The sequence below is a fragment of the Sphingosinicella sp. BN140058 genome, assembly GCF_004135585.1.
In the GTDB taxonomy this organism is placed as follows: domain Bacteria; phylum Pseudomonadota; class Alphaproteobacteria; order Sphingomonadales; family Sphingomonadaceae; genus Allosphingosinicella.
This window is the reverse complement of sequence record NZ_CP035501.1, coordinates 1,218,501-1,243,286: the sequence shown is the minus strand read 5'-3', so window position 1 is coordinate 1,243,286 and position 24,786 is coordinate 1,218,501. Positions and strand designations below refer to the sequence as shown.

The window sequence follows — 24,786 nt, the reverse complement described above, 5'->3', positions numbered from 1 at the left end:
CTCGGTTTTTTGCAAGCCGCGGAGTCGTCCTCCGCTGATCTGGCCAATATGGCTACTTTCCCTGGATTCTCAATAAGGCGGTTTTGAGGCGTCCGCGGCCGTTCAGATCAGCCGAAGGCGCCGCGACAGTCCGCCGAGCGCCTCGCGGTCCGAGCGGGTGAGGCCGAGGCGAAGCGCTGACCAGCTCGTCGCCGCCCACAGCAGCAGGACGAGGCCGAAGCGGATCGGGCCGTCCAGCCAATATTCGGCCGTCGCCATCAACGCGTTGCCGGCGAGACCTATGCCGAGCCCCTGGGCGAGCTTGCGATCGAACGGCCACAATTTGTCGGAGATCCGCAGCTCCACCGTCGCCGCATAGGCGGTCGCCACCGTCGCCAGGCCGTTGGCAATCGCCATGCCATACGCCTCGTGGGTGGGCACGAGGATGATGATCAGCACCGCCCAGACGAACACGCCGATCAGGCTGTTGAGCAGCGGCAGCACGCGGTGTCCGGTCATTTCGACGATCGGCGTCGCCGGCCCGACGATCGCCTCGATGCCGCGCGCGGCGACCAGGATGTAGAGCAGAGGCAGCGCCTCCCGTGCTTCGTGCCGGTAGAGGCTGAGGATGTCGGTGCCGGCGAAGATCAGCAGGCCTGCGAGCGGCACCACCAGCGCCGTCGAGACCCGCGAGGCGAAATGGTAGAGTGGCCCGATCGCAGCGCGGTTGAGCCCGGCCTGCGCGGAGGCGAGCGGCGCCATCACATATTGGAAGGCCTGCCGCACCGCCAGCGGGACGGTCGAGATCTTGCGGGCGATCTCGAACAGGCCTGCGGCGGCGGCGCCGCGGGCGCCGGGGATCATCAGGTTGAGCACCACCGGCGGGGCATCGATCAGCATCCGGCGGGAGGCGGAGGCGGGCAGAAGGGCAAGGCCGGTGCCGAGCAAGGCGAGAATCTGCGCCCTGTCGACGCGGGCGGTGAGCAGGCGCTTCAATGAATAATAGCGGCCGAGCAGGCGGATGCAGAGTATCGCCGTCAAGGTCAGCGAGCAGAGGTGGGCGACGACCAGGCCAAGGCTGTCCAGCCCCAGCAGGAAGAAGCCGCAGGCGAACAGGATCCGGGCGATCTGTTCCCAGAACAGACGGATCCGGATTTCCGGCCCGAAGGCGCGGCGCGCGCGCGCGGCCGAGGTCGACACTTCAATGAAGGTCCACACCGGCAGCGCCCAGACGAAGATGCCGACCATCCGCGGCAGATGGGCAAGATCGTCGGGAGCGGCCGAAAACAGGCCGGCAACCGCATTCGCCTGCCAGGAGACCAGGGCGGCGATCACGATCGACGGCGCCACCGCGAGCAGCAAGGCCGCTCGAACGTAGCCGTGGGCACGATCCTCGTCCGCTTCGCCGGGGACGACGCGCTGCAGGGCGCTGGTCATCGAAAGGTCGGCGAGGTTCGAGGCCATGTTCACCGCGCCCCACAGCACGACATAGATGCCGTAGCCGGTAAGGCCGAACAGCCAGGTATAAGCGGGCTGGGCAATCGCGTCGATCAGCGCGCTCAGCCGCGAGAGGCCGGCGAGGCCGGCGCCACGCGCAACGTCGCGCCGGGTAACCGACGCGGCCTGCGCCTCCGGATCTTCGCTCATTCCTCGGTCCGGATCAGGACCGTCTCGCCGATCAGCAGGAACAGGGCGAAGGGCGCCCAGGCCGCCAGCAGCGGCGGGTACGCCCCGAGATTGCCCATGGCGAGCGCGAAATTGTCTGCGACGAAATAGGCAAAGCCGAGCGCCATGCCGATCACGGCGCGGACGAACAGCTGCCCCGAGCGCGCCAGCCCGAATGCAGCGACGGCGGCGAGCAGCGGCATCAGGACGGCTGACAGCGGGCCCGAGAATTTGTGCCACAAGCCGGTTTCGAGCTCTGCCGTCGGCCGGCCGGCGACGCGGAGTTCGTGGATTGCAGAGCGCAGGGTGCCGAACGTTTCCTCGTCCGCGTCGACTCGCGACAGGGTGAATTGGGTGGGATCGAGCCCTTCCCCGAAACGGAGCACCGGCAGCTCTCTCTTGACGCCCTTGTCGACATCGAACGTGTCGACCTGCTCGAGCCGCCAGCCGCCATTTTCGGGCCGCGCCGACTTGGCGTTGACGATGCGCTGGAGAGTCTCCCAGCGGCGATCATAGATGGTGATGTTGGCGAGACGGGTGGAAGCACCGCTGCCCCGCACTTCGCGCGCGAGGACGAGATCGTCGCCGAAGCGGACCCAGACGTTGGGCACGATGCCCGTATCCTTGGGCACCGGCCCGTAATCGACCTTGGTCCACGCGTTGAGCGTCTCGGTCGCGCGGGTGACGATGCGCTCGTTGAACACGAAGCTGAAGGCTGCGACCAACAGGCTGGCCAGGATCAGGGGGGCGATGATCTGATGGGCGGAGATTCCGGCCGCCTTCATGCTCACCACTTCGCTGTTCTGGTTCAAGGTGGCGAGCGCGATCAGCGTCCCGAGCAGCACCGCGAAGGGCAGGAAGCGCGCAATCAGCTGCGGCACCCTGAGCGATACGTAACGCCACAATTCGGCGTCACCATTGCCCGGGACGCGCAGGATCTTGCCGGATTCGCCGAGCAGATCGAGCGTCATCAGGATGACCACCAGCGCCGCCAGCACCGCAAGGCTGCGGAGCAGGAACATCTTCGCCATGTACCAGGCGATGCGGCGGGACGGGAAAAACTGGACGTTGATCATTCTGCGGGTGCGAGCTCGCGGCGCGGACGGAAGCGGCCAAACCGAAGGACGCGGCCGAGCGCCTTGGCAGCCTTGGCGGCGATCCGCTCCAGTCCGCCGATCGGCTGGCCGCCCGGCTTGTAGGCGAGCGTCCAGAACATCCAGCCGATCAGTCCGGCAAAGATCGTGAACGGAACCCACAAGGCGATGATCGGATCGATCCGGCCCTGGCCGCCCATTTGCTCCGCATATTGGTTCACCTTGTGATAGGTGACCACCATCACGATCGACAGGAAGATGCCGAGGCCCGACGTGCTGCGCTTGGGCGGAACGGCGAGCGCGACTGCGAGGCCGGGCATCAGCAGCATCATCACCACTTCGACGACGCGATAGTGGAAATTGGCCCGGATCGCCGCCTGGGTCTGGCGGGGCAGCGCCTCCGAATGGCCTTGGCGGACGAGCTCGGGAATGGTGAGCTCCTCCTCGTCGCCATGCCCGCGGCCGCGGAAGCGCTCGATCGCGGGAAGATCGATCGGCAGATCGTGCGCCTGGAAGCTGAGCACGCGCGGCGCCCGAAAGCCCGGCGCATTGTGGACGAGACGGCCGTTGGCCAGCCGCAGGATGATCGTATCGGGATCGTCGGTGGCGAGGAAGGTGCCGTGATCGGCGGTGACCGCAAGCGACTTGCCGTCGCGGGTTTCGGCACGGACGAACACGCCGTGCAGCAGCCGGCCCTTATTCTCGCTCTGCTCGACACGGAGCGTCATGCGTTTGCCGAGGTTGGTGAACTCGCCGACCTTGATCGAGGCGCCGAGCGCGCCGGAGCGCAGCTCGAAGCGCAGCTCCTCATACGCGTAGCGCGCCTTGGGCTGGATGAAACCAACGATGGCGAGGTTGAGCGCCATCAACGCGATGGCATACAGCATCGGCACGCGCAGCAGCCGGCCGTAACCCAGGCCGACGGCGCGCAGGCTGTCGAGCTCGGACGAGAGCGCGAGCTTGCGGAAGGCGATCAGCACGCCGAGCAGCAGGCCGATCGGAATGCCGAGCGCAAGATATTCCGGTATGAGATTGGCGAGCATCTTCCAGACGACCTGGACCGGACCGCCCTCGCTGACCACGAAATCGAACAGGCGCAGCATCTTTTCGAGGATCAGCAGCATCGCCGCGAGCGTCAGCGTGCCGAGCAGCGGCACGAAGATCTGCTTCGCGACGTAGCGATCGATCTGAGTGATGATGCTCAATTCCTGGCGCCTCGACTGCGGCTGTGCCTGCCTCCGGCGCTCCGCGCGACGCAGGCGGCCGTTGCGAGGGCTATAGACGGCGCGGTCAGACGATCAAAGGGATGATTGGACCGGATCCGCATCGGCCACGATCCCAACGAAAAGGGGCCCGGCCGAAGCCGAACCCCTTCCAGCCTGGCGGCGCGGTGATCAGGCGTCCGCGACGTCCGCGTGATCGAGGCGCGGCGAGAGCAGATGGATGATCCCGAGCGCGAGCAGATAGACGACGCCCGCGACGATGAAGATCAGCTGGTAGCTGCCGACCCGCTCCAGCACCTGGCCGATGTAGAGCGAGAAGATCATGCCGCCGACCGCACCGGCGGTGCCGCCGATGCCGATCACCGAACCGACCGCCTTGCGCGGGAACATGTCGGACGGCAGCGTGTAGAGGTTGGCCGACCAGGCCTGGTGCGCTGCGGTCGCCAGGCTGATGATCGCGACCGCGATCCACAGATTGTCGACGTACTGCGCGAAGAAGATCGGCGTCACGCACAGGGCGCAGATCAGCATCGTCGTCTTGCGCGCCGCATTGATCGACCAGCCGCGATGGATCAGCCGCGACGAGAACCAGCCGCCGACGATCGAGCCGACGTCAGAGACGACGTAGATCACGACCAAAGGCGGGCCGAACGTCTTGAGATCGAGACCGTGACGTTTGACGAGGAAATCCGGCAGCCAGAACAGGAACATCCACCAGACCGGATCGGTCAGGAACTTGCCGACCGCGAAGGCCCACGTTTCCTTGCGGCCGATCAGGCGGATCCACGGCACCTTGTGAGCGGGATCGGCCGGATCGCTTTCGATATAAGCGAGCTCGGCCGCGGACAGCCGCTTCGATTCGCGCGGACGGCGGTAGATCGCGATCCAGGCGACCAGCCACAGCAGGCTGATCGCGCCGGTGATCACGAACGCGCCGCGCCAGCCATAGGCCAGCGTGAGCGCCGGGACGATCAGCGGCGTGATGATCGCGCCGACATTGGCTCCGGCGTTGAACAGGCCGGTGGCGAAGGCGCGTTCCTTCTTCGGGAACCACTCGGTCACCGCCTTGAGCCCGGCCGGGAAGTTGCCGCTCTCGCCGATGCCGAGCATCGCGCGCACCAGGGCAAAGCCGAACACAGAGCTCACCGCGCCGTGCAGCATGTGCGCGGCGGTCCACACGACGAATGCGACCGAATAGCCGAGCCGTGCGCCGATCCGGTCGACGACGTTGCCGAACACGATATAGCCGATCGCGTAGGCAAGCTGGAAGTAGAAGACGATGTCGGCATAGGTCGTCTCGGTCCAGCCGAATTCGCCCTGGAGCGTGGGCTTCAGCAGTCCGATCATCTGCCGGTCGACGTAATTGATCGCGGTCGCGGCGAACAGCAGGGCAACGATCACCCAGCGAACGCGTCCGACCCGTGCATTCGGGGCGCCGGTCTCCGCCGCCTCCTCGAAACTCTTGGCCATCAGGACAATCCCTCCACGGACCCCTCTTACGGAGTCTCCGCGGAGGTTGTAAGGGAAACCGGTGTCATGCACAATCCGGCTGAAGCGGGATGTGGCAGGAAAGGAGACGGATGATGACGAACAGGCTGGTTCTCGCGATCCTATTTCTGGCGGCGAGCGCGTCTCAGGCGGCGGCTCAGGACGGCAAGGTCGCAAGCTCCGGTAAAGCGGAAGTTGCGCTTCGTGACGTGCCGCCAGCCGTGCTCGCCGCCGCCAGGGCCGCGCGCCCGAGCTTCACCCCGGTCGAAGCGGAAGCCGAGACTCGAGAGGGGCGGCGCTATTTCGACGTCGAAGGCACGCTTGCCGACGGATCCGAGATCGAATTCGACATCATGGAGGAGGGTGGACGCTGGCGGGTCGTCGAGACCCAGCGGGACATCGGCTTCGATGTCGCGCCGGTTGCAGTGCGACGGGCAGCGGCCGCCCACGACGCCGCCTTCACGCCCAATCGGGTGATCGAGAGCAGCCAGGCCGACGGGCTCGTCATCTACGAACTGTTCGGTGCCGAAAGCGGCGATCCCCGCGGCCGCAAGATCGAGATCAAGTGGGACGGCAAGACTGCCGAAGTCCTGAAACAGGAATGGGCGCACTGACCGGAGGCGAGAGGCGCCGACCTCCGTACAAACCCTGACGCAATCACCCGATGGCGAGGGTTAATCGGATCTTAGGCATGTCGGGATAGGGTTCTTCCAGCATAAGAGGACCCGTTGCATGGCCACCAATCCGGCCTTCAAGACTTTCGGACAGTCGCCGATCGGGCGTCGCGCTGCGCCGCGCGCGCGGCTCCACGCCAATGCGACGCTGGTGACCACGACCGGCAAGATCCCCGTGTTGCTGCGCAACCTTTCCTGCACCGGCGCGATGGCCGAAGGCTCGAACCTGCCGGCGCAGGGGCGCGACATCCTGCTCCAGCGCGGCGATCTCGAGGTGCTCGCCGCGGTCGTGTGGAGCATCGGCAGCCAGTGCGGCCTCAGTTTCTACGATCCCGTCGCGCACGATCTGGTGGTGACGGAAGCGCGCAAGCCGCCGGAGGACGCGACGCGCAGCGTCTCGCGCTGGGATCCGATCGGGATCGACGATGTCCGCAACTCGGACGATTGGGCGCGAGTCCAGGCCGAGACACGCGGCGAGCACGGACGCATCCGCAAGCTCTTCTGACGCGAAGGATACACATCGTGAACGGTTGGATCCCGATCGCTGCCGTGATCCTGTTGTCGCTCAATGCGTGGACAATGCTCCGCTTCTGGCAGGACAAATCCCGCGCGAGGGCGGGGGACCGCCGCATCCCGGAAGCTGACCTGCTCGGACTTGCCCTGATCGGCGGCACGCCCGGTGCCTTCCTGGCGCGACACCTCTTCCGTCACAAGACGCGCAAGCAGCCTTTCTCGACCCAGCTCTGGATCATCGCCGCGGTGCAAGCGGGGGTCGCGCTGGGTCTTCTCGTCTTCTGAGCCAAAGCGGCCGGCACCGGTGTGCCGGCCGCTTTGGGTCGTCATCTGTTCGCCGGGGCCTGGGAGTGGCCATCGACGAACGCAATCGCGGCGCGTTCGACCGGGGCGCGCAGCCGTTCGCGCCCGATGTAGGCGGCGATCGCCTCGGCTGCCGGAGCGGCCACCCGGTTTCCAGGATCTTCGACCGCAGGCGACCCGCCGAATCCGGCAAGCTGGACCAGATGTACCCGATGGGTCCGCTTCAGCCGGGTCGCCAGACCGGACCAGACGTCTCGCGAGGATGCGAGGCCGGGGATCAGGATCACATCCGGTCCATGCCCTTCGACCACCACCGAGATGCGGTCCTGCGCGGCCGAAATTGGGTGTGGTGGCGGGGCGAGTTCGGCACGCGCCGCCGCCGGCGAAGACAAGGCGATCCCCATCGCCGCGAGCATGGTTCGCGTGCGCATATCTATTCTCCTGTTCTACTGTTTACGGTTGGAAAATATCTTCGATGGTGAGGCCGAACACAGCGGCGATCGTGAAGGCCAGCGGCAGGCTTGGGTCGTACCGCCCATTCTCGATCGCATTCACCGTCTGCCGCGACACGGAGAGCGCGTCGGCGAGATTGCCCTGGCTCCACGCCCGAGCAAGACGCAATTCCTTCATGCGGTTGTTCACCGGTAGCGGCGCTGGGCGACGACCATGCCCAGGCCCCACAAGGTGGCCATGATCGGCCACACCGCGAACGCCCTCAGGTGCGGTAATCCAGCGCCTTCGGCAAAGCCCCAGCCGAAGGTGACGAGAGCGGTGCCGAGGAACGAGATGGCGATCGCGTCGAATTGAATCCGGCGCTGCATTTCGTCCATCCGCCATAGCCCCCGCAGGATGGCCCAAGCCGCGGCAAATGCGCCCAGCATCGGAGCGAGGTTGATCACCAGCTTGAGCGTGGCGGCCGGCTGCACCGCGCGCTCGATCGCATTCGCTGCGACAAGCAGCACGGCATAGAGGACGAGCGCTCCGCCAAGCTCCAGCACATATTGTCTTGATCGGAACATCGAGAACCTCCTGTAAAGCTTCTTTTACAGGATCGAGCCTCCCTGTCAAACACCCTTTCCACCGCGGCAGCTTGCATCTGCGAATTTGGCGATGTCAGTGGCGCGCAGTCGATCAGGCGGCGACAGACAATTCCAGGCTGTTCGGGCGGGCGGCTGCGGCCTGGACGCAATTGCGACCGCCACGCTTCGCTTCGTAGAGGGCCGTGTCGGCCTGCAGAATGAGATCCTGCACGGTGTTGCTGTTCTCGGGCGAGGACGCCACGCCCAGCGAAGCGGTGACGCGGACGCCATGGACGTTCGACAGAGTTTCGATGCGGGCGCGGATCACCTCCGCCTTGTAGACCGCGTCCGCGAGCGCGCAGTCCGGCAGGATGACGAGCAATTCCTCGCCGCCGTAGCGGCAGGCGATGTCGCTTTCGCGCAGCGTTCCGGAGACGGTCTCGGCGACCGCGCGCAGAATCGTGTCGCCGATCAGGTGGCCATGATCGTCGTTGAGCTTCTTGAAATGATCGAGATCGATCAGAACCACCGACGCCGGCGTGCCGCTGCGCTGCGACAGCGAAACGAAGCGCTGCAGACTGTCTTCCATGTAGCGGCGATTGTAGAGGCCGGTGAGCGGGTCCTTGAGCGCCTGCGAGCGCAACTTGTCGCGCAGGGCGATGTTGGACAGCGCCAGCGACACCGCGTCGGTGAGGGCCGAGATCAACGTGGCGGCTTCGGCGAGCTCCTGGTCCTGGGCCGGGCCCGCGGCGGAGAATCGGATCAGGCCGTGGACCTCGCCGCGGGCGACCATCGGTACTTCGATCGCGGCGCCGCTGCCCTGGTGATGCTCGCAACGTAGCGCGTCGCCCGAGCGGAGATTGGCCTGAACCTTGCCGCGCTTCACCGCCCAGCATTCGGAGGCGAGGATGGTCGCGGGCGTGGCGTCGCCCTCATGCTCGTTCCAAGCGGTGCTGAGCACCAGACGATCGCGCGCGCTGCTGAACAGGTAAAGGGCGCCGGAGAGCTGCGGCAACAGGCGCCGGGCGGTGGCGCCGAGCACGGCATTGGCGTCTTCCTGGCCGGACGCGCTCTGGAGGACGTCGGCCATGTGGAACAGGATCTCGGCCTGGCGCATGGCCTGCCGGCGGCGACGGGCGTCGCGGCTGACGTGGCGGTAGGTCAAAGCGAGACCGGCCACCGACAGCAGGCCGCCGATGATCTGGATGCCGATGACGAGATGCCAGGCAAACGCAAGACGGCGATCATGCTCCGCCTGGCGATCGCGCGCTTCGGTCTCGTAGCGGGCCAGCTGGCTACGGATTCTGGCGAGCGCCTCGACCGCTTCCGGACTGGTCAGCAAGGCGTCAGCCTCGGCGCGCGCGCCCCGGCGGGAAAGCCCGATGCTGCGCGACCAAAGGCCGTTCAATTGACGGACGATGGTCAGCGGATCGGCATGGGGCCGCGTGGTCGATCGGGCGGCGAGCAGGCGGACGGCCTGCACGTTCTCGCCGGCGAGGTCGGACGCAGCAAAAAACGTCTTGAGCAAGGCGGTGTTGCCGGTCGCGGCGTAACCGGTCGCCGATTCCATCTGATTGGTGACGCCGAACCGATAACTGCGGACGTGATCGAGCTCGGTCGCGATCGTCGCGGCATGGGCGCGCTCATGCTCGATATAGGCGAAGCCCGCGATCGCGCTGACGACCATGGAGAGCAGGATCGCGACGATGGCAACGATCGGCCACGACTGCGCCCGGTTTGGCCGATCCGCGTCGTCCTCAAGGCCTCCGGCCGATGCTCCCCGGAACGAGTCCGCCTTTTCCCCAGTCAACGACGCTTCTCCAACGATCGGCGCAGGCGCGCAGATTCCCCTCGGAGCGACGCTTAGGGGTAGCCTTTCTAAAGGCCTGTTAGCAGCCTCACCGGGGCAAGTACGTAGAAGCGCCGTACGCCCGCCGGGCCGTGCAAATAGCATGCGGTGCGATCGTTCCACCAGCGGCGGCATCTATAAGACAGGGGAAGCTCTCTTTTTCGAGGCTTCGTGTACTTTGGCTCGGCGGGCGCGGAGGCGCTGGTCCGAGGGCTCGAACGGAACGAAGATTTGCTGAGGATTACGCCGGACCAGCTGCGATTGGGAATGTACATCCAGGCGATCGACGGATCGTGGCTGGACCACCCCTTCTGGCGCGCGCGCTTCCTGCTCGAGAAACCGGCCGACCTTGCTCTGCTCCGCGGGAGCGGCGTCGCCGGCATCTGGATCGATCTCAAGAAGGGCATCGGGCCCGCTCCCAAGCGCGTGCCGCCGGTGATCGCAGCCGACATCCAGGCCGTCCGCGCCGACGCCGAAGCAATCTTGTCCGCGCCCGCCGATGCGAATGCGCCGCGGAGCCCGAGCGCCGAGTTCGACCACGCCGAACGCATCCTGGAAGACGCGAAGTCCGCAGTCGCCGCCTTCATCGAGGATGCGAAGCTCGGCCGCCTATCGGGGCTGGACGGCATCGAGCCCGTGATCGCCGCGATCACGGGCTCGGTGCTCCGCAACCGAAGCGCGCTGATGACCCTCGCCCGGCTCAAGGCCGCGGACGAATATGCCTATCTTCATGCGATCGCCGTCTCCGCGATGATGGTGGCACTGGCGCTGCAAATGGGTCTGGACGAGTCTGTGGTCCGGGAGGCCGGCCTCGCCGGACTGCTCCACGACATCGGCGAGGTGGACGCGCCGCAGGAACTGCTCGACAAACCCGCGTCACTCTCCGCCACCGAGACCGAGCGCCTGCAGCAGCATCCGGAAGCGGGACCGGTCAAGCTCGCCGGAATCGAGACGCTGTCGCAGCCTGTTCTCGACGGCATCCTCCACCATCACGAGCGGATGGACGGTTCCGGCTACCCGCATCAGCTCAAGGGCGAAGCGATCAGCCTGCTGGGCCGGATGGCCGCCGTCTGCGATGTCTATGACGCGATCACGTCGAACCGGCCCCATCGCCGCGCCTGGCCGCCGGCGGAGGCGCTCGCCCGCATGTTCCGTTGGGACGGCCATTTCGATCCGGCGATCCTGCGTGTCTTCATTCGTTGCATCGGCATCTATCCGGTCGGCTCCCTCGTCCGGCTGAGCTCCGACGAACTCGCGGTGGTCTCCGCCGAGGCGCAGAGCGTGCTGGCAAGGCCGGTCGTGCGGCCTTTCTATTCCGCCGTGACCCGGCGTCCGATCTCGCTCTACGAGATCGATCTCGGCGAGATGCCGGAGGATCTGAAGATCGTGTCGCGCGAGGATCCCGCGGCCTGGGGCTTCACCGACTGGGAAACGCAGGCGATGAAGATGATCCGCCCCCGGGCGGTGCGGATCCTTTCGCGCCTCGGCGAGCACACCCCGCCGATCACCTTGAAGGCGGTCTGAGCCGGTCGCGGCGTACGCCCGCTTCGGTCAGAGCAGGCTCTTCTCCGTAATCTCGAGCTGGACGACCTTAGCGTCGTGGAACTTGATCGAGACGGAGCCGAAGCGGAGATCGCGAATGGCAGCGCGCAAGGCGACGACCGCTTCGTCGACCGAGCGATCGTCGGCCCCGGCACGGGTCTTCTTCTGCTGAAGGATCGAACTCTTCTCTCGGGTCATCACCAGCGCCCTGTTGCGGCCGAGCTCGGCCGGAAAAAGGGGCCGTGCCGATCACCACGATCCGGCACGGCCCAGTCGAGCGGGCCGAGGAGGACGAAACCCGCTGGGGAGGAATCATTCGGCGGCGATCGCCTCGATCACCTCGTCGGGGCGGAGCAGACCCGACATTTTCCACTGCTGCTCGAGCACGCCGGGGCCGTACGGCCTGGAGCCGCCGAGCGTCTCGGCGAGGGCCTGGAAGCGGGCACCTTCCTCGATCAGCACGATCGTGTTGGCGAGCGCGAGCAGCCCCTGGCGACCCCACGCCGTCGATCCGCCATTGGCCTCCAGGATCGCGGGGACGCCGGGATCGCGCTCCAGCACTTCGAGGATGAAGGCGGCTTCGCCCTGGCGGCGGTCTATATAGATGGGCAGTTCGCGCGAGCGGGTCCAGCGCTGCACCGGCACGTAGCGGATCGGCAGCGCGCGGTGGCTTTGCGACCAGGCGCCGAGATAGGGCGTGTGAACGTGGCTGACGCTGGTGATGTCGTCATGGCCCCGGAACAGCGGCAAATAGCGGCCGCCGCCGAGATTGCCGTTGGGTGGTCCTTCGAGCACCTCGCCGTCGAGTGCGAAGATGGTCGGCTTCAACGGGGCGTCGGGGGCGAACGGCCCCGGATAGCCGATCGAGATCACCGCTTGCTCGCCTGGCACGCGCTCGACGAAGCTGACCGTCCCGCTCGGCGAGATCGTGCCGGTGTCTCGCAGACCGCGAAAGGCGATGGCGGCATCGCGGATCGCTTGTTCGGCGAAGTCGGAAATGGTCGAATTGAGACTGGTCATGCTTGCTCTCCTGTGAAGGTTGTCATTCGGCGGCCTGGAGCAGGCCGGCCGTGGCGGTGCGGCCGAGCAGCGGGAGCACCTCCTCGCCGATGCGATAGGCTTCCTCGAGGTGCGGGGTGCCGGCGAGGATGAAGGCGTCGGCGCCGCGGTGGATCAGTTCGTCCAATTGCTCCGCGCATTGCTCGTAGCTGCCGACGATCCCGAGGGCGGGACCGCCCCGGAGCAGGTTGAAGCCGCCCCAGAGGTTCCGTCCGACGACGAGTTCGTCCCACCTTTTCGCCTCCGTCGGCCGCAGCGCCGCTTGACGGGACGCACCCACGCTGTCGGTCGGCTGGCCGCGCCAGCGGGCGCGGGTTTCGTCGGTGACGTTCTCGAAACCGATGCGGACGTCGCGCCAGGCTTCCTCCTCGGTTGCGCGGGCGACGAGATCGACCCGGATAGCGCATTTCTGCTCGCCGCCGAGCTGGGCAGTGCGCGCCTTCACCTTGGCGAACTTGTCCTGCAGCTGATCATAAGGTTCGAGCCACGAGAGATAATAATCGGCGTGGCGGGCCGCGCTCTGCAGCGCCGCTTCCGACGAACCCGAGAACCAGATTTCGGGTATCTCCTCCCGCCCGAGCAGGGGCGCGAGGCCGCCGTTCCGGACGGTGTAGAAGCGGCCTTCAAAGGTGAAGCCCGGATCCTTCCAGACACCCTTGAACACGTCGAGAAATTCCGAGGTGCGGCCGTAGCGGTCGTCATGCGAGAAGCTGTCGCCCCACCAGAGCTGGGAGGGGCCGCCGCCGCCGGTGATGACGTTGAACACGGTGCGGCCGCCGGTCGCGCGCTGCAGGCTGGCCGAGAGCCGCGCCGCCTGAACCGGGTTGAGGAAGCCGGGCTGGAAGGCGATCATGAACCGGAAGCTTTTCGTCTCGCGTGCCAGCAGGGGCGAGATCACCCAGGGATCGTCGGTGTTCGGGAAGGAGGGGATGAGCCCGCCGATGAAGCCGGAAATCTCGGCCGCCCTGGCGATCTCGGCGAGGTGATCGATGTACCGAAAGCCGTCTTCTTCACCAGCCGCGGTCAGTCCCGGCGCCTGGCTGCCGGCGGAGAGCGGCGACCAGTCTCCGCGATCGAGGGAGGCGCGGCGGATCGTCGCATGATCGCCGTGGGTGGGAAGCCGCCAGTAGAAATCGATGGCCATGGACTTTCTCCTCAGGCTGCGGCGCGAAGCGCCGGCTGGTGGGCACGGAGGCGGGGGAGCACGAACTGGCCGATGCGATAGGCCTCTTCGAGCGACGGTGCGGCAGACAGCACGAAATGGCCGATCCCGGCCGAAGCAAGCTCGGCCAGCCGGGCGGCGACGTCGTCATAGGTTCCGACGATGTCGGTCTCCGGCAGGTCGGCGAGATCCTCCGTGCTCTCGCGGGCGGCGAGGCCGAGGCTGATCCCGAATTCGATGTTGCGGCCGGCGGCGAGTGCGAGACGATCGAGATCCTCGATCTTGGCCCGCAGAGCCTCGATCGGCTGCGGCGCGAACAGGTGGACGTCGGCGAAGCGGGCCGAGCGGGCGAGCGCATCCTCCTGCTCGCCGCGGAGGAACACTTGCGGGAAGGCGGCCCCCGACAGCGGCGCTTCGAAGCCGCCGCCCTGCACTTCGAAGAAGCGTCCCTTGAAGTCGAACGGCCGTTCGCCGTGGACGCCGCGCGCGACGTGGAGGAACTCCTCGATCCGGGCGCCGAGATCGGCATCGGCCACCGGATCGGCCTGAGCGGCGCGGACGTCCGGATCCCCGTCCGGGGCGATCGCCCAGCCGAGCCGATCATGCACGGCGCGCTGGAAGGTCACCGCCTGCTTGGCGGCGTAGACGGCAGACCCGACCGATGCCGGGAATTCAGGAACGAGCCGCAGCCGGGGCGCGGCGCGGGCGATCGCGGCGGCGACGATCTGGCTGTCGTCCGCTTCCTGGCGATGCGCGATGAACAGCCCATCGAATGCGGTGAGGGCGGCCGCCCGGGCGATCTGGACGTAATGATCGTAGCGGTTGATCGTGATCGGGCGAACGTCGCGCGCGAGGGTCTCGGCGCGGGCGCTCGGCTCGGCCCGGTCGGGCTCCGCCGCCGGATCGAGCCGCCAATAGGCCTTGAGCGTCATGCAGCATTCCTTTCCTTGCTGAAGAGGGGAGAATCGAAGCGGCCCGCGAAGACGAAGTCCTCGATCGGGCGGCGGCCGTTCGGCTGTTCCTGCGGGTGGAAATCGGCGTGCAGCGAATCAAGACCGGCCTGGCGGCCGACCGCGACCATCGCCTCGACGGCAAAATCCTCCGGGATTGCGAGCAGAGTGCGTGCCGCCTCGCGATCGAAGCCGCCGATGCCGTGGGTGTGCCAGCCGAGCAGCAGCGCCTGATGGGCGAAATTGGCCCAGGCGGCGCCGGCGTCGAAGCTGTGGCTGACATTTTCGACGACGACCCCGCGCCGATCCGCGGTCCGTGCCGAGACGATCACGATCAGCGCCGACGCGCGCGAGGCCCAGCGCGCGTTAAACGGAGCGAGCAGGCTGACGAAGTCGACCCAGTCGGGCGTATCGGGGCGGGCGACCAGGAAGCGCCAGGGCTGCGCATTGTAGGCGGACGGTGCCCATCTCGCCGCCTCGAACGCGCTGGCGAGCACCGAATCCGGTATCGCCTCGCCGGAGAAGCTTCGCGGAGACCAGCGGTCGAGGAAGACGGCTTCGATCGGGTGATCGGGGGTGCGACTCATCACAGGGCCTCCCGCAGCGGCAGGCGAACGAGATTTTCAGGCTCCGTCGATCCCGCCGGTTGCATCAGCTCCGCCAGAATCTCGTCGCGAAGACCGTGGAGCTGCGGCAGGGTGCGCTCGCGCGGATGGGGGAGGTCGATGTCGACGATCCGCCGGATCCGGCCTGGCTTGGCACCCATCACGATCACCCGATCGCTGAGGTAGACGGCTTCCTCGACGTCGTGGGTGACCATCAGCATGGTCGAGCGCTGGCGCAGCCAGATGCGCTGGAGCTCGGTCTGGACATGGATCCGGGTCAGCGCGTCGAGCGCGCCCAATGGCTCGTCGAGCAGCAGCAGCTTGGGCTCGGTGACGAGCGCACGGGCGATCGCGCCGCGCTGGGCCATGCCGCCGGAGAGCTGATGGGGATAAGCCTTCTCGAAGCCGTCGAGGTTGAGCAGCGCGATATGCTCCGCAACGATGCGGGCGCGCTGCGCCTTCGGGATTGCGCTGTTGAGCAGAGCGAGGCCGACATTCTCTTCCAGCGTCATCCAGGGAAACAGCCGATGATCCTGGAAGATCAGTCCGCGATCGAGATCGGTGCCGGTGATCCTCTTGCCGTCCAGCCGGATCTCGCCGGAGAAATCGGTATCGAGGCCGGCGACCAGCCGCAGCAGGGTCGATTTGCCGCAGCCGCTCGGCCCGACGATGCTGACGAACTCGCCCGGCCGGACGACCAGATCGACGCCGTCGAGCACCGGCAGCGTCTTGCCGCCGACGATGAAATGCTTGGTGAGTCCGGTGATGCTGAGCGCGCCGTCCTGAGTCAGGCTGTCTGGACGCGGCGGATCGAAGAGGGTGCTGACGTTCATGTGCGTCTCCTTCAGACGGGCTGCCAGCGCAGCGCATGACGGCGCAGGGCGGCGAAGAGGCTGTTGAGGGTGAAGCCGATCAGGCCGGTGACCGCGATCTCGACCAGGATCACGTCCATGCGCTGCTGCGCCTGGGCAAGGCTCATCGCCGCGCCGAGACCGGCGCCGGCGCCGAGCAGCAATTCCGTGCCGATGGTGGCGATCCAGGCGAAGGCGATCGCCTGGCTGAGGCCGGTCAGGATCAGCGGCAGCGCGCCCGGCAGCAGCACGTGCAGGAAAGTCTGGACGCTGCTGAAACCGAACAGATGGGCGACGTCGGCGTGGCGCCGCTCGCCCTGGATCAGCCCTTCATAGGTGTTGAGGACGGTCGGATAGAAAGCGGCCAGCCCGACGATCAGCAGCTTGGCCGCCTCGCCATTGCCGATCCAGAGGCCGATCAGCGGCAGCCAGCCGAGCAGGGGCACCTGCCGGATTGCGTGGTAAAGCGGGCCGATCGACCGCTCGATCGGGCGGGACAGGCCCATCAGCGTGCCGACCGCGATCCCTGCAGAGGCGCCGAGCAGCAGGCCGGTCAGGGCTCGCGACGTCGTCGACAGCGCATCGCCGAGCAACTGGCCCGACTTGGCAAGCTCGGCGAAGGCCGCGCCGATCGACGCCAGCGGCACGAACGCAAGGGCCCGTGCGCCGCCAGCCTCCGCCTGTACCTGCCAGAGCGCAAGCAGCAGGATCGGGATGACGAAGCCGAGGGCGATGCGCGCGGCGGGATGCTGGTGGCTGCGCATGTTAGGCCGCCTTCCAGCGCAGGGTGCGGCGTTCGAGCGATTTGACGCCGCGATCGAGCAGAAATCCGATCAGGCCGCTGACGAACACCCCGGCGAGCACCATGTCGATGCGGAACAGCTGCCGGCCCATTTCCATCATCTGACCGATGCCGCTGCCGGCGGCGAGCAGCTCGCAGGCGACGAGTACGAGCCATGCACGGGTGAGGCCGATGCGAAGCCCGGTGAGCACCGGCGGCGTCGCGGCCGGCACCAGGATGCGGAGAAGGAAAGGTAGCAAGGGGGTGCGGTAGAGCCTCGCCACCTCGAAATGGCTGCGCGGTACGCCGCGGACTCCGTCGAAAGCGGCCAAAGCGACCGGAAAGAAGGTCGCGATCGCGACCACGACGATCTTGAACCGTTCCTCGATGCCGAGGAGCAGCACCAGCATCGGCAGGAAGGCGAGCACCGGCACCTGGCGCAGGGCCTGGAAGAGCGGCGCAAGCAAGGCTTCGGCGAAACGGGACAGGGCGATCGTGGTGCCGAACGCGAGGCCGAGGCCGGCGCCGAGCCCGAAGCCGAGCAACAGGCGGGTGAGGCTGATCGCGAGATGGCCGCCGAGTTCGCCGCTGCGCCAAAGCGCGGCGAGCGTCGCGGCGACGTCGAGCGGCGCGACCAGCACCTGCGGCGGGAACAGGCCGCTGGCGCAGGCCGCCTGCCAGAGCAGCAGCAGGCCGAGCAGCGGCGCGAAGCCGGTGCCGATGCGGGAGAGACTTTGCTTCATTCACGCCTCCGATGCGGCGAGGGTGGAGGGGGTGCGGCGGCGGATCAGGCCGACTGCGGCGGCGCCGGCGAGAAGCAGCGGCAGCCACAGCAGGAAGACGGCCTGCAGCGGCAGGATCTTGGTCAGCAGGCCGCCGCCGAGCGCGCCGGCCGAGGAGCCGGTCATCGAGGCGAGATTGTAGAGCCCGGCGACCTTGCTCTTGCCTCCGGGCAGGCCCGCAAGCATCCGCACGTTGACGAGGTGGACGATGGCGGCGCCGGCGCTGAGCAGGACCGCGCCGAGCGCCAGCGAGGCGAAGTCAGCGCCAAGGCCGAAGGCGAGCAAAGCGAGGCTGCCGAGGGCAAGGCCGAGCGCATAAGCGGTTCCGCGGGCCAGGCGCTGTACGATCGTGCCGGCGGCGAACAGCATGACCGTGGCGGTGGCGCCCTGGACCAGCATCAGCCGGATGCCATCCTGCTCGCCGAGGGGAGGCAGCGACAGCGCCAGCAGGATGATGAAGGTGCCGAACAGCGCGGAGGTCGCGGCGTTCAGGAACTCGACGATGCAGGTGTCGGCGACGTCGAGGTCGCGCAGCAGCAATCCGATCTCGGCCAGAAAGCCGGGCCGGGCGCTGCCGGCGGCGACCGAATCACGGACCGGCAGAAAGGACAGGCTGAACACCGCCATCAGGCCGAACAGCGCGCTGACGAGCGCGAAGCCGACGGTGACGTTGCCGCGCGCGGCGAGCAGGGCCGCCGCGGCCGGGCCGAGGATCGACAGCCCGGCGGTCAGCGATCCGCGATACCAGCCACCGCGGGTCTCGCCTTCGCCGCGAAGGCGTTCGAGGAAGGCGCTGTTCATCGACACCATCCGGAACGGGATGCAGAGGCCGATCAGCCAGCGGCCGAGCGCCAGTGCCAGCCACGATGCCGAGAAGGGCATTGCCAGGTTGACCAGCAACGGCCCCATGCTCGCCGCGAAATAGATCGAGCGGGCCCCGTAGCGGGCGATGAGGAATCCGGCCGGCACCGTGACCAGGATCATGCCCACCGACTCCATCGCCGAAACGATGCCGACCTGGAAGGGTGAAGCGCCGAGCTGCAGCGCATAGAGCGTCGTCACCACCTTGCCGAGACCGACGGTCACGCCGCTGGTCAGCGACAGCAGGATGAAGCTGGTCATGAACCGGCGGTCGTTCACGAGCGGCCGCTCCGTGCGACGCTCGTCTCGGCCGCCTGTTGCGGCTGCGGCCAATGGCCCTCGAGCTTCAGGTCGCGCAGTGCCTCGCCGGCGAAGCGGCGATCGAGCAATTTGTCGACATCGACCTTCGATCGCACCAGGCCGTTGCGGTAGGTGTAATCGGCGACCTCGCGATAATGGCCGATCACGGCCTGATCATAGAGCGGCGAGAATCGGTCGCGCCAGCGCACCCGCGGTTCGGCATATTCGGCCTCGACGACGCTGCGGGGCGTCTCGGCCCTGGCGGCGATCTCGATCACCTTGTCGCGATTGGCGGGCAGCGACGACCAGTGGGCCGCCCGAATGTAGGCTTCGGCGACGATCCGGGCGAGCTCCGGATTGGCGTCGACGAAGTCACCGCGGCCGAACAGTTCGGCGCGCATCTTCCAATCCTCGGGCGCCTGCTTGGTCGACCAGATGATGCGGCCCACACCCTTTTGCTCGAGCAGATAGGCATCGGAGAGCAGGACGACCGCATCGACGTCGCCGGACGCCAAAGCGGCGTGGCTCGCCGGCGGGTTGATGTTGACGATCCGGAAGTCGGAGAGCTTCAGCCCGTTCTGTTCGACCAGCTTGGAGAAAGGCAGCTCCCAGGGGCGGCCGCGGTGGAGGCCGATCCTCTTGCCCTTGAGATCGGCGATGCTGCGCGCCGGCAGATCCTTGCGGGCGACGAGGTAGACGTTCTGGCCGCGACCGACCGGCACCACCAGCCGCAGATCGACTCCGCCGGAGGCGGCGATGATCGCCGGGAAGTCGCCATAGCTGGCGAAATCGATCCGCTTCGCGGCGAAGCCTTCGTTGATCATTGGGCCGCCGACAGCGGTCGGGACCGGGAACCAGGCGAGCTTGATTCCGCGCTTGGCGAGCTCGGTCTCCAGCCAGCCCTGCTGCTGGATGATCGCGGTCTGCCCCTGGTAACGCTGCTGCCCCTGATGCGGGTAGGCGATGCTGGCGATGGTGAGCGTCGTCGGGGCGGCCGATGCGGACGCCGCCGACGAGCCGGCCCCGCGGAACTGGAACGCCGCAGCCGCGCTGAGCACGAGGAGGACGAGCGCCCCGATCAGGATCGAGCGCGGCTTCATGCCGGCACGCTTTCGAGGGCGCGGATCGCAGGCTGTGTCAGCAGCTCGAGCGGACGGCGGTGGACCCAGGCGGGGACGTCGACCGGTGCGGGCAGAAAGCCGCGATCGAACAGAAAGGCGGCGAAATCCGCGAGGGCGTCGATCACCGCTGGATCGAGATCGGTCTGGAGGCGGCGGTGGAGGGTGTCGCCGCCATAAGCGGAGAGGACGAACTGCTCGGGAGAGCCGGTCTCGCGGGCGATGTAGGCAAGCGTCTCGGCCGGATGCCGCTGTGCCCACTCGCCGGCGGCCCGAACGTGGCCGAGCAGCCGGGCGGCGAGATCGGGATAGAGTTCGATCGTGGCGGCGTCCACGGTCAGCGGCCGCGGCGTCCCGTTGTTGATCCGGATCCTGGGATCGGGGTGGCAGCCGGTGTCGACGACGACATGGGCGCCGCCAAGAAATGCATATTCGTGGCCGAGCGAGCCTTTGACGTGAATGGCGTCGACGTCGCCGCGAACCAGAGCGGCGAATTCGGCGGCGTAGAGCGGCCGGCCGCTCCAGCCGCGGCGGCTGTTGGCGCCGATCCGGGTCTCGCCGTCGCCGGCGGCGGGATCGCGCGCATCGACATCCACCCACTCGACCTCGTGCTCGCCGACGCCGCCGAGCGACATGCCGGCGAGAAGCGCGCGCAGCGCCGTCGCGCGGAAGATGTCGATCTTGTCGCCGTCGCGGCGCGGCAAGGCAATGCGCCGCCCCCTGAGATCCGCCGGACTCCGGATGCCGGAGCCCGGCAAGGCAAGGATCGCCTGGCTCTCGTCGACCCAGCTAAGGCCGATTACCCTTGTGTCGGCACCGGCGGCGCGGGCCCAGATCGCCGGTACGCTGCCGCCCTGCCGGAAGCTGTGGGCGAGGTGGTGATCATAGTGGCTGGCGCGGGTCTCGGGATCGCGGCTGTCCTGGAGCGAGCGCACCGTGACACCGAGCCGATCGAAATCCTCCTCGATCACGCCCTGGTTGATGGCGATGCCGAGTGGCGTCGGAACGGGGCAGCGCGTGTACCAGATTTCGCTTGGATAGGCGGTCATGAGGGCCTCCGGTGAGCAATGGGAACGAGGGTGAGCATCAGAAGCGCGCCACGAGCGCGACGCCGTAGGTCCGCGGCTCGCCCCACTGGACGGTGTCGCCGGTGATGCCGGCGGCGGCATTGGCCTGCGGCAGCGCGTGATTGCGGTAATCGACGTCGAACAGATTGTTGACGTAGGCCGTGACGGAGAAGCGATCGCCTGGCGTGTTGTAGGTGATCCGCGCGTTGGTCAGTGTGTAACCGGGCTGGTTCAGCAGATACCGGTTCACATTGTCCTGGGGCGTGATGTAATAATATTGGAGGGACTGGTAGCGCGCGTCCGCAGCAAGCTGAATCTCGCCCGTATTCGCGAGCGGGACCGTGTAGGTCGCGGCAAGGTTCAGGGTGACGTGCGGCGAGCGGACGAATTCGGCGCCGGAGAGGTCCGCACCGCCGTTGACCACCTGCAGCGCGTCATATTCGGTGTCGAGCAGGCCGATCGCGGCGTTGAGATCGAGGCCTTCGATCGGGTGCGCGGCGATCTCGAACTCGGCGCCGTCGACATGGGCGCTCCGGGCGTTCTGCAGGTACGAGGTGGTGGCACCGCCGACCGCGCCCGGATTGGGGCCGACGACGTTGATCTGCACGTCGTCATATTCATAGTGGAAGGCGGAGGCGTTGAAGGTCAGGGCACCGTCGAACCATTCCGACTTGTAGCCGAGTTCGAACGCGTCGAGCTTCTCGGGCGCGACCACCTGCAGGGCCGCAGGCAGCTGCGCCGCGGTGTTGAAGCCGCCCGATTTCACGCCGTGGGAAAATTTGCCGTAGAGCAGATGGTTGGGCGCGACCCGCCAGGACGGCGTGATGTCGTAGGTGAAGGCGTCCCAGCTGCGCTTCAGATCGCCCGAAAAGGTGCCGGCGCCGCCGAAGCTGCCCGTATAGCTCTCCCACCAGCGCGCATAATCGCTCCAGCGGGCCGCAGCGCCGTTCGGCGACGCCCCCCGGGCGAATTGGAGCTGCTTGGTCTCGCGCGTGAAGCGGGCACCGACGTTGAGGTCGAAGCTGTCGCTGAGCGCGTAACGGGCATTGGCGAAGACCGCGCCGCTCTCCGCCTCGTGATCGTAGATGGTGCGGCTATAGGCATTGGGTGCGGTGTCGCCGGGACGCGCCGGCACCGATCCGTCCGGCAAGGTCGCGGAGGCCGCGAACGAGTCGATCTTCTCGTTGAAATAATGCAGTCCGACGATCCAGCTGAACCGGCCGGTCGGGGCCGAGGCAAGCCGCAGTTCCTGGCTCCATTGGCGGCTGACCGAATCGGTGTAGCCGCGGCTGATCTCGAGCGGGGTGTAATCGCTGTCGTTGGTGCTGGTCGTCTGATAGCGCTCGTAGCCGGTCAGCGCGGTAAGGGTCAGCCCGCCGAAATCCCAATCGAGGCGGAACAAGCCGCCGACCTGCTCGGCATCGCTATTGTCGTCGGCATTGGTGTCGACGACGTCGCGGTCCGTGGATGGGACGTAGCCGTTGCGGAGCACGCCGTTTGCAGCATAGCTGGCCGTCGCCCAATAGCCGCCGAACGTCTTGTACTTGCGGTAATGGGCGGAGACGAGCGCGGTGACGTCGCCGGCCCTGCCAAGCAGCTGACCGCGGACCACGCTGTCCTCGATCGCATTGTCCTCGTCGCCGGTGAACAGGTTCCGGTAGCGGCCGTCCTTGTTCTCGATGTGGCCCGAGATGCGGGCGGCGAGGGCGCCGGGCACCAAGGCGGCGCCGACGCCGCCCTCGATGATCTTGTCGTCGAACCGGCCGTAATCGAGCTTGACGTAATTGTCGCCCGCCGCCGGATCGAGCGAGGGCCGCTTGCTGATCACGCTGATCGCGCCGCCGGTGGTGTTCTTGCCCCACAATGTCCCTTGCGGACCGCGCAGCACTTCGACGCGTTCGACGTCGAACAGCGGCAGCCCGGTCGCGCTGGCATTGCTGATGTAAATCTCGTCTAGATAGAAGCCGACGGGATTGGCGAGATCCTGCTGCTGCTGGCCGGCGCCGACGCCGCGGATCCACCAGCGCGGACGGCCGTGCTGCTGTGCGCCCGCCGACGCATTGGGAACGTAGTTCAGCACCTCGTTGGCGGAGCGGCCGACGCCGCCGAGCGTAAAGGTGTCGCCGCCGAGCGCAGTGACCGCGGTCGGCACGTCCTGGATGCTCTGCTCGCGCTTGTTGGCGGTGATGACGATCGCAGTGCCGTAATCCGCCGTCTCGCCATCGTCGGCCGCTGCCGTCGTGTCCGCCAGCGCCAGCGCCGCAGGCTTGCTCTCCTGCGCTGCCGCTCCGCCGCTGTGAATAGCGGCGAGCGACGCTGCTCCGGCCAGGTATATTCCCTTGTGCACCAAATCTTTTCCTTGTTCCCCCGCGCCGCCGGCGCCCTTCCCGGGCAGCCGGTCGGCGAATGTTCGTGTCAGGCGGCGTCGCGCGTGCGGCGGGCGAGCTCTTCCAGCGGTTGCGGATCGACCCAGTCGGCGACATCGAAGTCGGCCTCCAGGAAGCCGTGCGCGAACAGAAAGTCCTTGAAGTCGGACAGCGCATCGACCGAGTCCGGATCGAGGAAGGTCCCGAGCTTCTGCGCGGCATCGTCGCCGTAGGCGGCATGGACCCAATCGGGCGTGGAGCCGGTCTCGCGCGCGATGTAGGCCACGGTCTCGTCGGGATGGGCGCGTGCCCAATTGCCGGCGTCGACGACGCGGGCGAGGAAGCGGGCAACGAGATCGGGACGCTCCTCGATCAGCGCGGCATCGACGGTGAGGGTACGCGGCGTGCCGTTGTTGACCCGTACTTCCGGATCCGGATGGCTGCCGAGATCGCTGATGATCCGCGCGCCGATCAGCCGCGCGGTTTCGAGGCCGAGCGCGCCCTTGACGTAGATGGCGTCGACGTCGCCGCGCAGCAGGGCCAGCGTCTCCGCCTGATAGCCGTGGCGCAGGCGCCGCCGTGCGCCGTCGCCGGTGGCGATGCCGCGCGTGCCGCTTTCCGGCGTCTCACGGCTCAGCGCGTCGACCCAGTCGACATTCTTGAGGCTGAGCCCGTCGAGGCCGAGTGCGGCATGGAAGCCGCGCAGCGCCGAGGCGCGGTTGAAGTCGATCGAGATCGGATTGACCGGCAGTCCGATGCGCAGATCGCGCAGATCGCGGGCACGGTGGATGCCGCTTTCGGGCAAGGCGAGGATCGCCTGGAACTCGTCGGTCCAGGACAGGCCGATCACCCTCGTATCGCGGCCGCGCGCCCGAGCCCAGATCGCCGGAATGTTGCCGCCCTGCCGGAACGAGCTCCGCAACGTGTGATCGAAATGCGATTCCTGGACAGCGGCGTCGCTGGTTTCCTGGATCGACTTCACAAAGATGCCGTCGGGCGCGAATTCGTCGGCGATCCAGCCGCGCTGAACGGCAATGCCGAGCGCGGTCGGGACGGGGCAGCGTGTGTACCAGAGCGTATCGGTGACGGTGGACATGGGGGCTCCTTCGCGGAAGGCGGATCCGCGGGCTGGAAAACATCGGCTGGATCATCCTCGCCGGGCGCACCCCGGCCGTCCGCCAGTTGCACTGGCGGTCGCCGGTCGGCACGCCCCAAGCGTCACGCCAAAGGCGCGGGCGCGGCGATCAGGTCAGGGGACGCGGCGCACGGCCGCGGCGCTTCAACAGCAGCGACGACAGGTTGCGGGAGAAGGAAGGCGCAAGAATGGTGCTTGCAGGCTCATCGGTGTTCCTTTCGATCTGGAAACACGAGGCCGCCCGGCTGTCCGGCAAGGGCTCGTGCGCTTTAGCATTGATGACGCGGCGCAATCTGCATTCCGTCAAAAACCGCGGGTCGCGCTCGCACCCGGAAGTGCGCGGAGCCTGACCATTGCCCTCGTTCAGCAATCACAACCTAAAAGGTAGACAATCAAAGTC

The 24,786-nt window shown here is 67.2% G+C and carries 26 protein-coding genes; 4 read left to right on the top strand and 22 right to left on the bottom strand.

Going from position 1 to position 24,786, the window contains the following annotated elements; translation table 11 throughout:
- Positions 1-102: 102 nt before the first annotated feature.
- The 4 genes from ETR14_RS05625 to ETR14_RS05610 form a co-directional block, all read right to left on the bottom strand.
- Positions 103-1,626 (bottom strand): lipopolysaccharide biosynthesis protein, encoded by a 1,524-nt coding sequence (locus ETR14_RS05625; RefSeq protein WP_129383749.1) that lies wholly within the window; start codon positions 1,624-1,626, stop codon positions 103-105.
- Entirely contained in the window at positions 1,623-2,720 is a 1,098-nt protein-coding gene (gene lptG / locus ETR14_RS05620) for an LPS export ABC transporter permease LptG (RefSeq protein ID WP_371416751.1), read from the bottom strand. Before lptG ends, ETR14_RS05625 begins: the two co-directional genes overlap by 4 nt.
- On the bottom strand, positions 2,717-3,937 hold the full coding sequence (gene lptF / locus ETR14_RS05615) for an LPS export ABC transporter permease LptF (protein WP_129391398.1): 1,221 nt from the start codon (positions 3,935-3,937) through the stop codon (positions 2,717-2,719). The genes lptG and lptF overlap by 4 nt, the downstream gene beginning before the upstream one ends.
- A 195-nt stretch (positions 3,938-4,132) precedes the next feature.
- Positions 4,133-5,431: an MFS transporter gene (locus tag ETR14_RS05610; protein ID WP_129383748.1), complete on the bottom strand. Its 1,299-nt coding sequence runs from the start codon at positions 5,429-5,431 to the stop codon at positions 4,133-4,135.
- A 110-nt stretch (positions 5,432-5,541) separates the two neighbouring features.
- On the opposite strand from ETR14_RS05610, the gene ETR14_RS05605 reads away from it, so the two are divergent.
- The 3 genes from ETR14_RS05605 to ETR14_RS05595 all read left to right on the top strand — a co-directional run bounded on the left by ETR14_RS05605 (position 5,542) and on the right by ETR14_RS05595 (position 6,921).
- Positions 5,542-6,063: a hypothetical protein gene (locus ETR14_RS05605; RefSeq protein ID WP_129383747.1), complete on the top strand. Its 522-nt coding sequence runs from the start codon at positions 5,542-5,544 to the stop codon at positions 6,061-6,063.
- A gap of 118 nt (positions 6,064-6,181) precedes the next feature.
- Positions 6,182-6,628: a hypothetical protein gene (locus tag ETR14_RS05600; RefSeq protein ID WP_129383746.1), complete on the top strand. Its 447-nt coding sequence runs from the start codon at positions 6,182-6,184 to the stop codon at positions 6,626-6,628.
- A gap of 74 nt (positions 6,629-6,702) precedes the next feature.
- Positions 6,703-6,921: a DUF1294 domain-containing protein gene (locus ETR14_RS05595; RefSeq protein ID WP_206186056.1), complete on the top strand. Its 219-nt coding sequence runs from the start codon at positions 6,703-6,705 to the stop codon at positions 6,919-6,921.
- Between the two features lie 41 nt (positions 6,922-6,962).
- Here ETR14_RS05595 and ETR14_RS05590 read toward each other — a convergent pair whose 3' ends face one another.
- From ETR14_RS05590 to ETR14_RS05575, 4 genes are all read right to left on the bottom strand, one after another.
- Entirely contained in the window at positions 6,963-7,370 is a 408-nt protein-coding gene (locus ETR14_RS05590) for an alpha/beta fold hydrolase (RefSeq protein ID WP_129383745.1), read from the bottom strand.
- A 22-nt stretch (positions 7,371-7,392) separates the two neighbouring features.
- Entirely contained in the window at positions 7,393-7,581 is a 189-nt protein-coding gene (locus ETR14_RS05585) for a helix-turn-helix transcriptional regulator (RefSeq protein ID WP_129383744.1), read from the bottom strand.
- Entirely contained in the window at positions 7,578-7,958 is a 381-nt protein-coding gene (locus ETR14_RS05580) for a hypothetical protein (protein WP_129383743.1), read from the bottom strand. Before ETR14_RS05580 ends, ETR14_RS05585 begins: the two co-directional genes overlap by 4 nt.
- 112 nt (positions 7,959-8,070) lie before the next feature.
- Positions 8,071-9,768, bottom strand: coding sequence for a diguanylate cyclase (locus ETR14_RS05575; protein WP_165356326.1), 1,698 nt, complete (start codon positions 9,766-9,768; stop codon positions 8,071-8,073).
- A 210-nt stretch (positions 9,769-9,978) separates the two neighbouring features.
- Between ETR14_RS05575 and ETR14_RS05570 the strand changes: the two genes are divergently transcribed.
- A complete protein-coding gene (locus tag ETR14_RS05570) occupies positions 9,979-11,331 on the top strand; it encodes an HD-GYP domain-containing protein (protein ID WP_206185978.1) in 1,353 nt (450 codons plus the stop codon).
- A gap of 27 nt (positions 11,332-11,358) precedes the next feature.
- On the opposite strand, the gene ETR14_RS05565 is transcribed toward ETR14_RS05570, so the two are convergent.
- The 14 genes from ETR14_RS05565 to ETR14_RS05500 all read right to left on the bottom strand — a co-directional run bounded on the left by ETR14_RS05565 (position 11,359) and on the right by ETR14_RS05500 (position 24,678).
- Positions 11,359-11,547, bottom strand: a complete 189-nt coding sequence (locus ETR14_RS05565; protein WP_129383741.1) for a YezD family protein — start codon at positions 11,545-11,547, stop codon at positions 11,359-11,361.
- Between the two features lie 114 nt (positions 11,548-11,661).
- Entirely contained in the window at positions 11,662-12,369 is a 708-nt protein-coding gene (locus tag ETR14_RS05560; RefSeq protein ID WP_129383740.1) for a class II aldolase/adducin family protein, read from the bottom strand.
- A gap of 22 nt (positions 12,370-12,391) precedes the next feature.
- Entirely contained in the window at positions 12,392-13,552 is a 1,161-nt protein-coding gene (locus ETR14_RS05555; protein WP_129383739.1) for an LLM class flavin-dependent oxidoreductase, read from the bottom strand.
- Between the two features lie 11 nt (positions 13,553-13,563).
- Complete coding sequence (locus tag ETR14_RS05550; RefSeq protein WP_129383738.1) at positions 13,564-14,502, bottom strand: LLM class flavin-dependent oxidoreductase; 939 nt, start codon at positions 14,500-14,502, stop codon at positions 13,564-13,566.
- On the bottom strand, positions 14,499-15,107 hold the full coding sequence (locus tag ETR14_RS05545; protein ID WP_129383737.1) for a nitroreductase family protein: 609 nt from the start codon (positions 15,105-15,107) through the stop codon (positions 14,499-14,501). Before ETR14_RS05545 ends, ETR14_RS05550 begins: the two co-directional genes overlap by 4 nt.
- Positions 15,107-15,958 carry an ABC transporter ATP-binding protein gene (locus ETR14_RS05540; protein WP_129383736.1) on the bottom strand — a complete coding sequence of 284 codons (852 nt, stop codon included), beginning with the start codon at positions 15,956-15,958 and terminating at the stop codon, positions 15,107-15,109. The genes ETR14_RS05545 and ETR14_RS05540 overlap by 1 nt, the downstream gene beginning before the upstream one ends.
- An 11-nt stretch (positions 15,959-15,969) precedes the next feature.
- Complete coding sequence (locus ETR14_RS05535; RefSeq protein WP_129383735.1) at positions 15,970-16,740, bottom strand: ABC transporter permease; 771 nt, start codon at positions 16,738-16,740, stop codon at positions 15,970-15,972.
- Position 16,741: 1 nt separating this feature from the next.
- A complete protein-coding gene (locus tag ETR14_RS05530; RefSeq protein ID WP_129383734.1) occupies positions 16,742-17,500 on the bottom strand; it encodes an ABC transporter permease in 759 nt (252 codons plus the stop codon).
- Positions 17,501-18,679 carry an MFS transporter gene (locus ETR14_RS05525; protein WP_129383733.1) on the bottom strand — a complete coding sequence of 393 codons (1,179 nt, stop codon included), beginning with the start codon at positions 18,677-18,679 and terminating at the stop codon, positions 17,501-17,503.
- Entirely contained in the window at positions 18,676-19,800 is a 1,125-nt protein-coding gene (locus ETR14_RS05520; RefSeq protein ID WP_129383732.1) for an ABC transporter substrate-binding protein, read from the bottom strand. Before ETR14_RS05520 ends, ETR14_RS05525 begins: the two co-directional genes overlap by 4 nt.
- Complete coding sequence (locus ETR14_RS05515) at positions 19,797-20,867, bottom strand: ABC transporter substrate-binding protein (RefSeq protein ID WP_129383731.1); 1,071 nt, start codon at positions 20,865-20,867, stop codon at positions 19,797-19,799. Before ETR14_RS05515 ends, ETR14_RS05520 begins: the two co-directional genes overlap by 4 nt.
- Positions 20,868-20,904: 37 nt before the next feature.
- Positions 20,905-23,232 carry a TonB-dependent receptor gene (locus tag ETR14_RS05510; RefSeq protein WP_243455776.1) on the bottom strand — a complete coding sequence of 776 codons (2,328 nt, stop codon included), beginning with the start codon at positions 23,230-23,232 and terminating at the stop codon, positions 20,905-20,907.
- Between the two features lie 68 nt (positions 23,233-23,300).
- On the bottom strand, positions 23,301-24,347 hold the full coding sequence (locus ETR14_RS05505) for an ABC transporter substrate-binding protein (RefSeq protein WP_129383729.1): 1,047 nt from the start codon (positions 24,345-24,347) through the stop codon (positions 23,301-23,303).
- 148 nt (positions 24,348-24,495) lie between these two features.
- Positions 24,496-24,678 (bottom strand): hypothetical protein, encoded by a 183-nt coding sequence (locus ETR14_RS05500; protein WP_129383728.1) that lies wholly within the window; start codon positions 24,676-24,678, stop codon positions 24,496-24,498.
- Positions 24,679-24,786: the final 108 nt, after the last annotated feature.

What these genes read in the sequence shown, in the direction of transcription:
- ETR14_RS05625 (WP_129383749.1), bottom strand. Translation starts at nt 1,626, where the DNA reads ATGAGCGAAGATCCGGAGGCGCAGGCCGCGTCGGTTACCCGGCGCGAC.
- lptG (WP_371416751.1), bottom strand. Translation starts at nt 2,720, where the DNA reads ATGATCAACGTCCAGTTTTTCCCGTCCCGCCGCATCGCCTGGTACATG.
- ETR14_RS05610 (WP_129383748.1), bottom strand. Translation starts at nt 5,431, where the DNA reads ATGGCCAAGAGTTTCGAGGAGGCGGCGGAGACCGGCGCCCCGAATGCA.
- ETR14_RS05605 (WP_129383747.1), top strand. Translation starts at nt 5,542, where the DNA reads ATGATGACGAACAGGCTGGTTCTCGCGATCCTATTTCTGGCGGCGAGC.
- ETR14_RS05600 (WP_129383746.1), top strand. Translation starts at nt 6,182, where the DNA reads ATGGCCACCAATCCGGCCTTCAAGACTTTCGGACAGTCGCCGATCGGG.
- ETR14_RS05595 (WP_206186056.1), top strand. Translation starts at nt 6,703, where the DNA reads ATGCTCCGCTTCTGGCAGGACAAATCCCGCGCGAGGGCGGGGGACCGC.
- ETR14_RS05590 (WP_129383745.1), bottom strand. Translation starts at nt 7,370, where the DNA reads ATGCGCACGCGAACCATGCTCGCGGCGATGGGGATCGCCTTGTCTTCG.
- ETR14_RS05580 (WP_129383743.1), bottom strand. Translation starts at nt 7,958, where the DNA reads ATGTTCCGATCAAGACAATATGTGCTGGAGCTTGGCGGAGCGCTCGTC.
- ETR14_RS05565 (WP_129383741.1), bottom strand. Translation starts at nt 11,547, where the DNA reads ATGACCCGAGAGAAGAGTTCGATCCTTCAGCAGAAGAAGACCCGTGCC.
- ETR14_RS05560 (WP_129383740.1), bottom strand. Translation starts at nt 12,369, where the DNA reads ATGACCAGTCTCAATTCGACCATTTCCGACTTCGCCGAACAAGCGATC.
- ETR14_RS05555 (WP_129383739.1), bottom strand. Translation starts at nt 13,552, where the DNA reads ATGGCCATCGATTTCTACTGGCGGCTTCCCACCCACGGCGATCATGCG.
- ETR14_RS05550 (WP_129383738.1), bottom strand. Translation starts at nt 14,502, where the DNA reads ATGACGCTCAAGGCCTATTGGCGGCTCGATCCGGCGGCGGAGCCCGAC.
- ETR14_RS05545 (WP_129383737.1), bottom strand. Translation starts at nt 15,107, where the DNA reads ATGAGTCGCACCCCCGATCACCCGATCGAAGCCGTCTTCCTCGACCGC.
- ETR14_RS05540 (WP_129383736.1), bottom strand. Translation starts at nt 15,958, where the DNA reads ATGAACGTCAGCACCCTCTTCGATCCGCCGCGTCCAGACAGCCTGACT.
- ETR14_RS05535 (WP_129383735.1), bottom strand. Translation starts at nt 16,740, where the DNA reads ATGCGCAGCCACCAGCATCCCGCCGCGCGCATCGCCCTCGGCTTCGTC.
- ETR14_RS05530 (WP_129383734.1), bottom strand. Translation starts at nt 17,500, where the DNA reads ATGAAGCAAAGTCTCTCCCGCATCGGCACCGGCTTCGCGCCGCTGCTC.
- ETR14_RS05520 (WP_129383732.1), bottom strand. Translation starts at nt 19,800, where the DNA reads ATGAAGCCGCGCTCGATCCTGATCGGGGCGCTCGTCCTCCTCGTGCTC.
- ETR14_RS05515 (WP_129383731.1), bottom strand. Translation starts at nt 20,867, where the DNA reads ATGACCGCCTATCCAAGCGAAATCTGGTACACGCGCTGCCCCGTTCCG.
- ETR14_RS05505 (WP_129383729.1), bottom strand. Translation starts at nt 24,347, where the DNA reads ATGTCCACCGTCACCGATACGCTCTGGTACACACGCTGCCCCGTCCCG.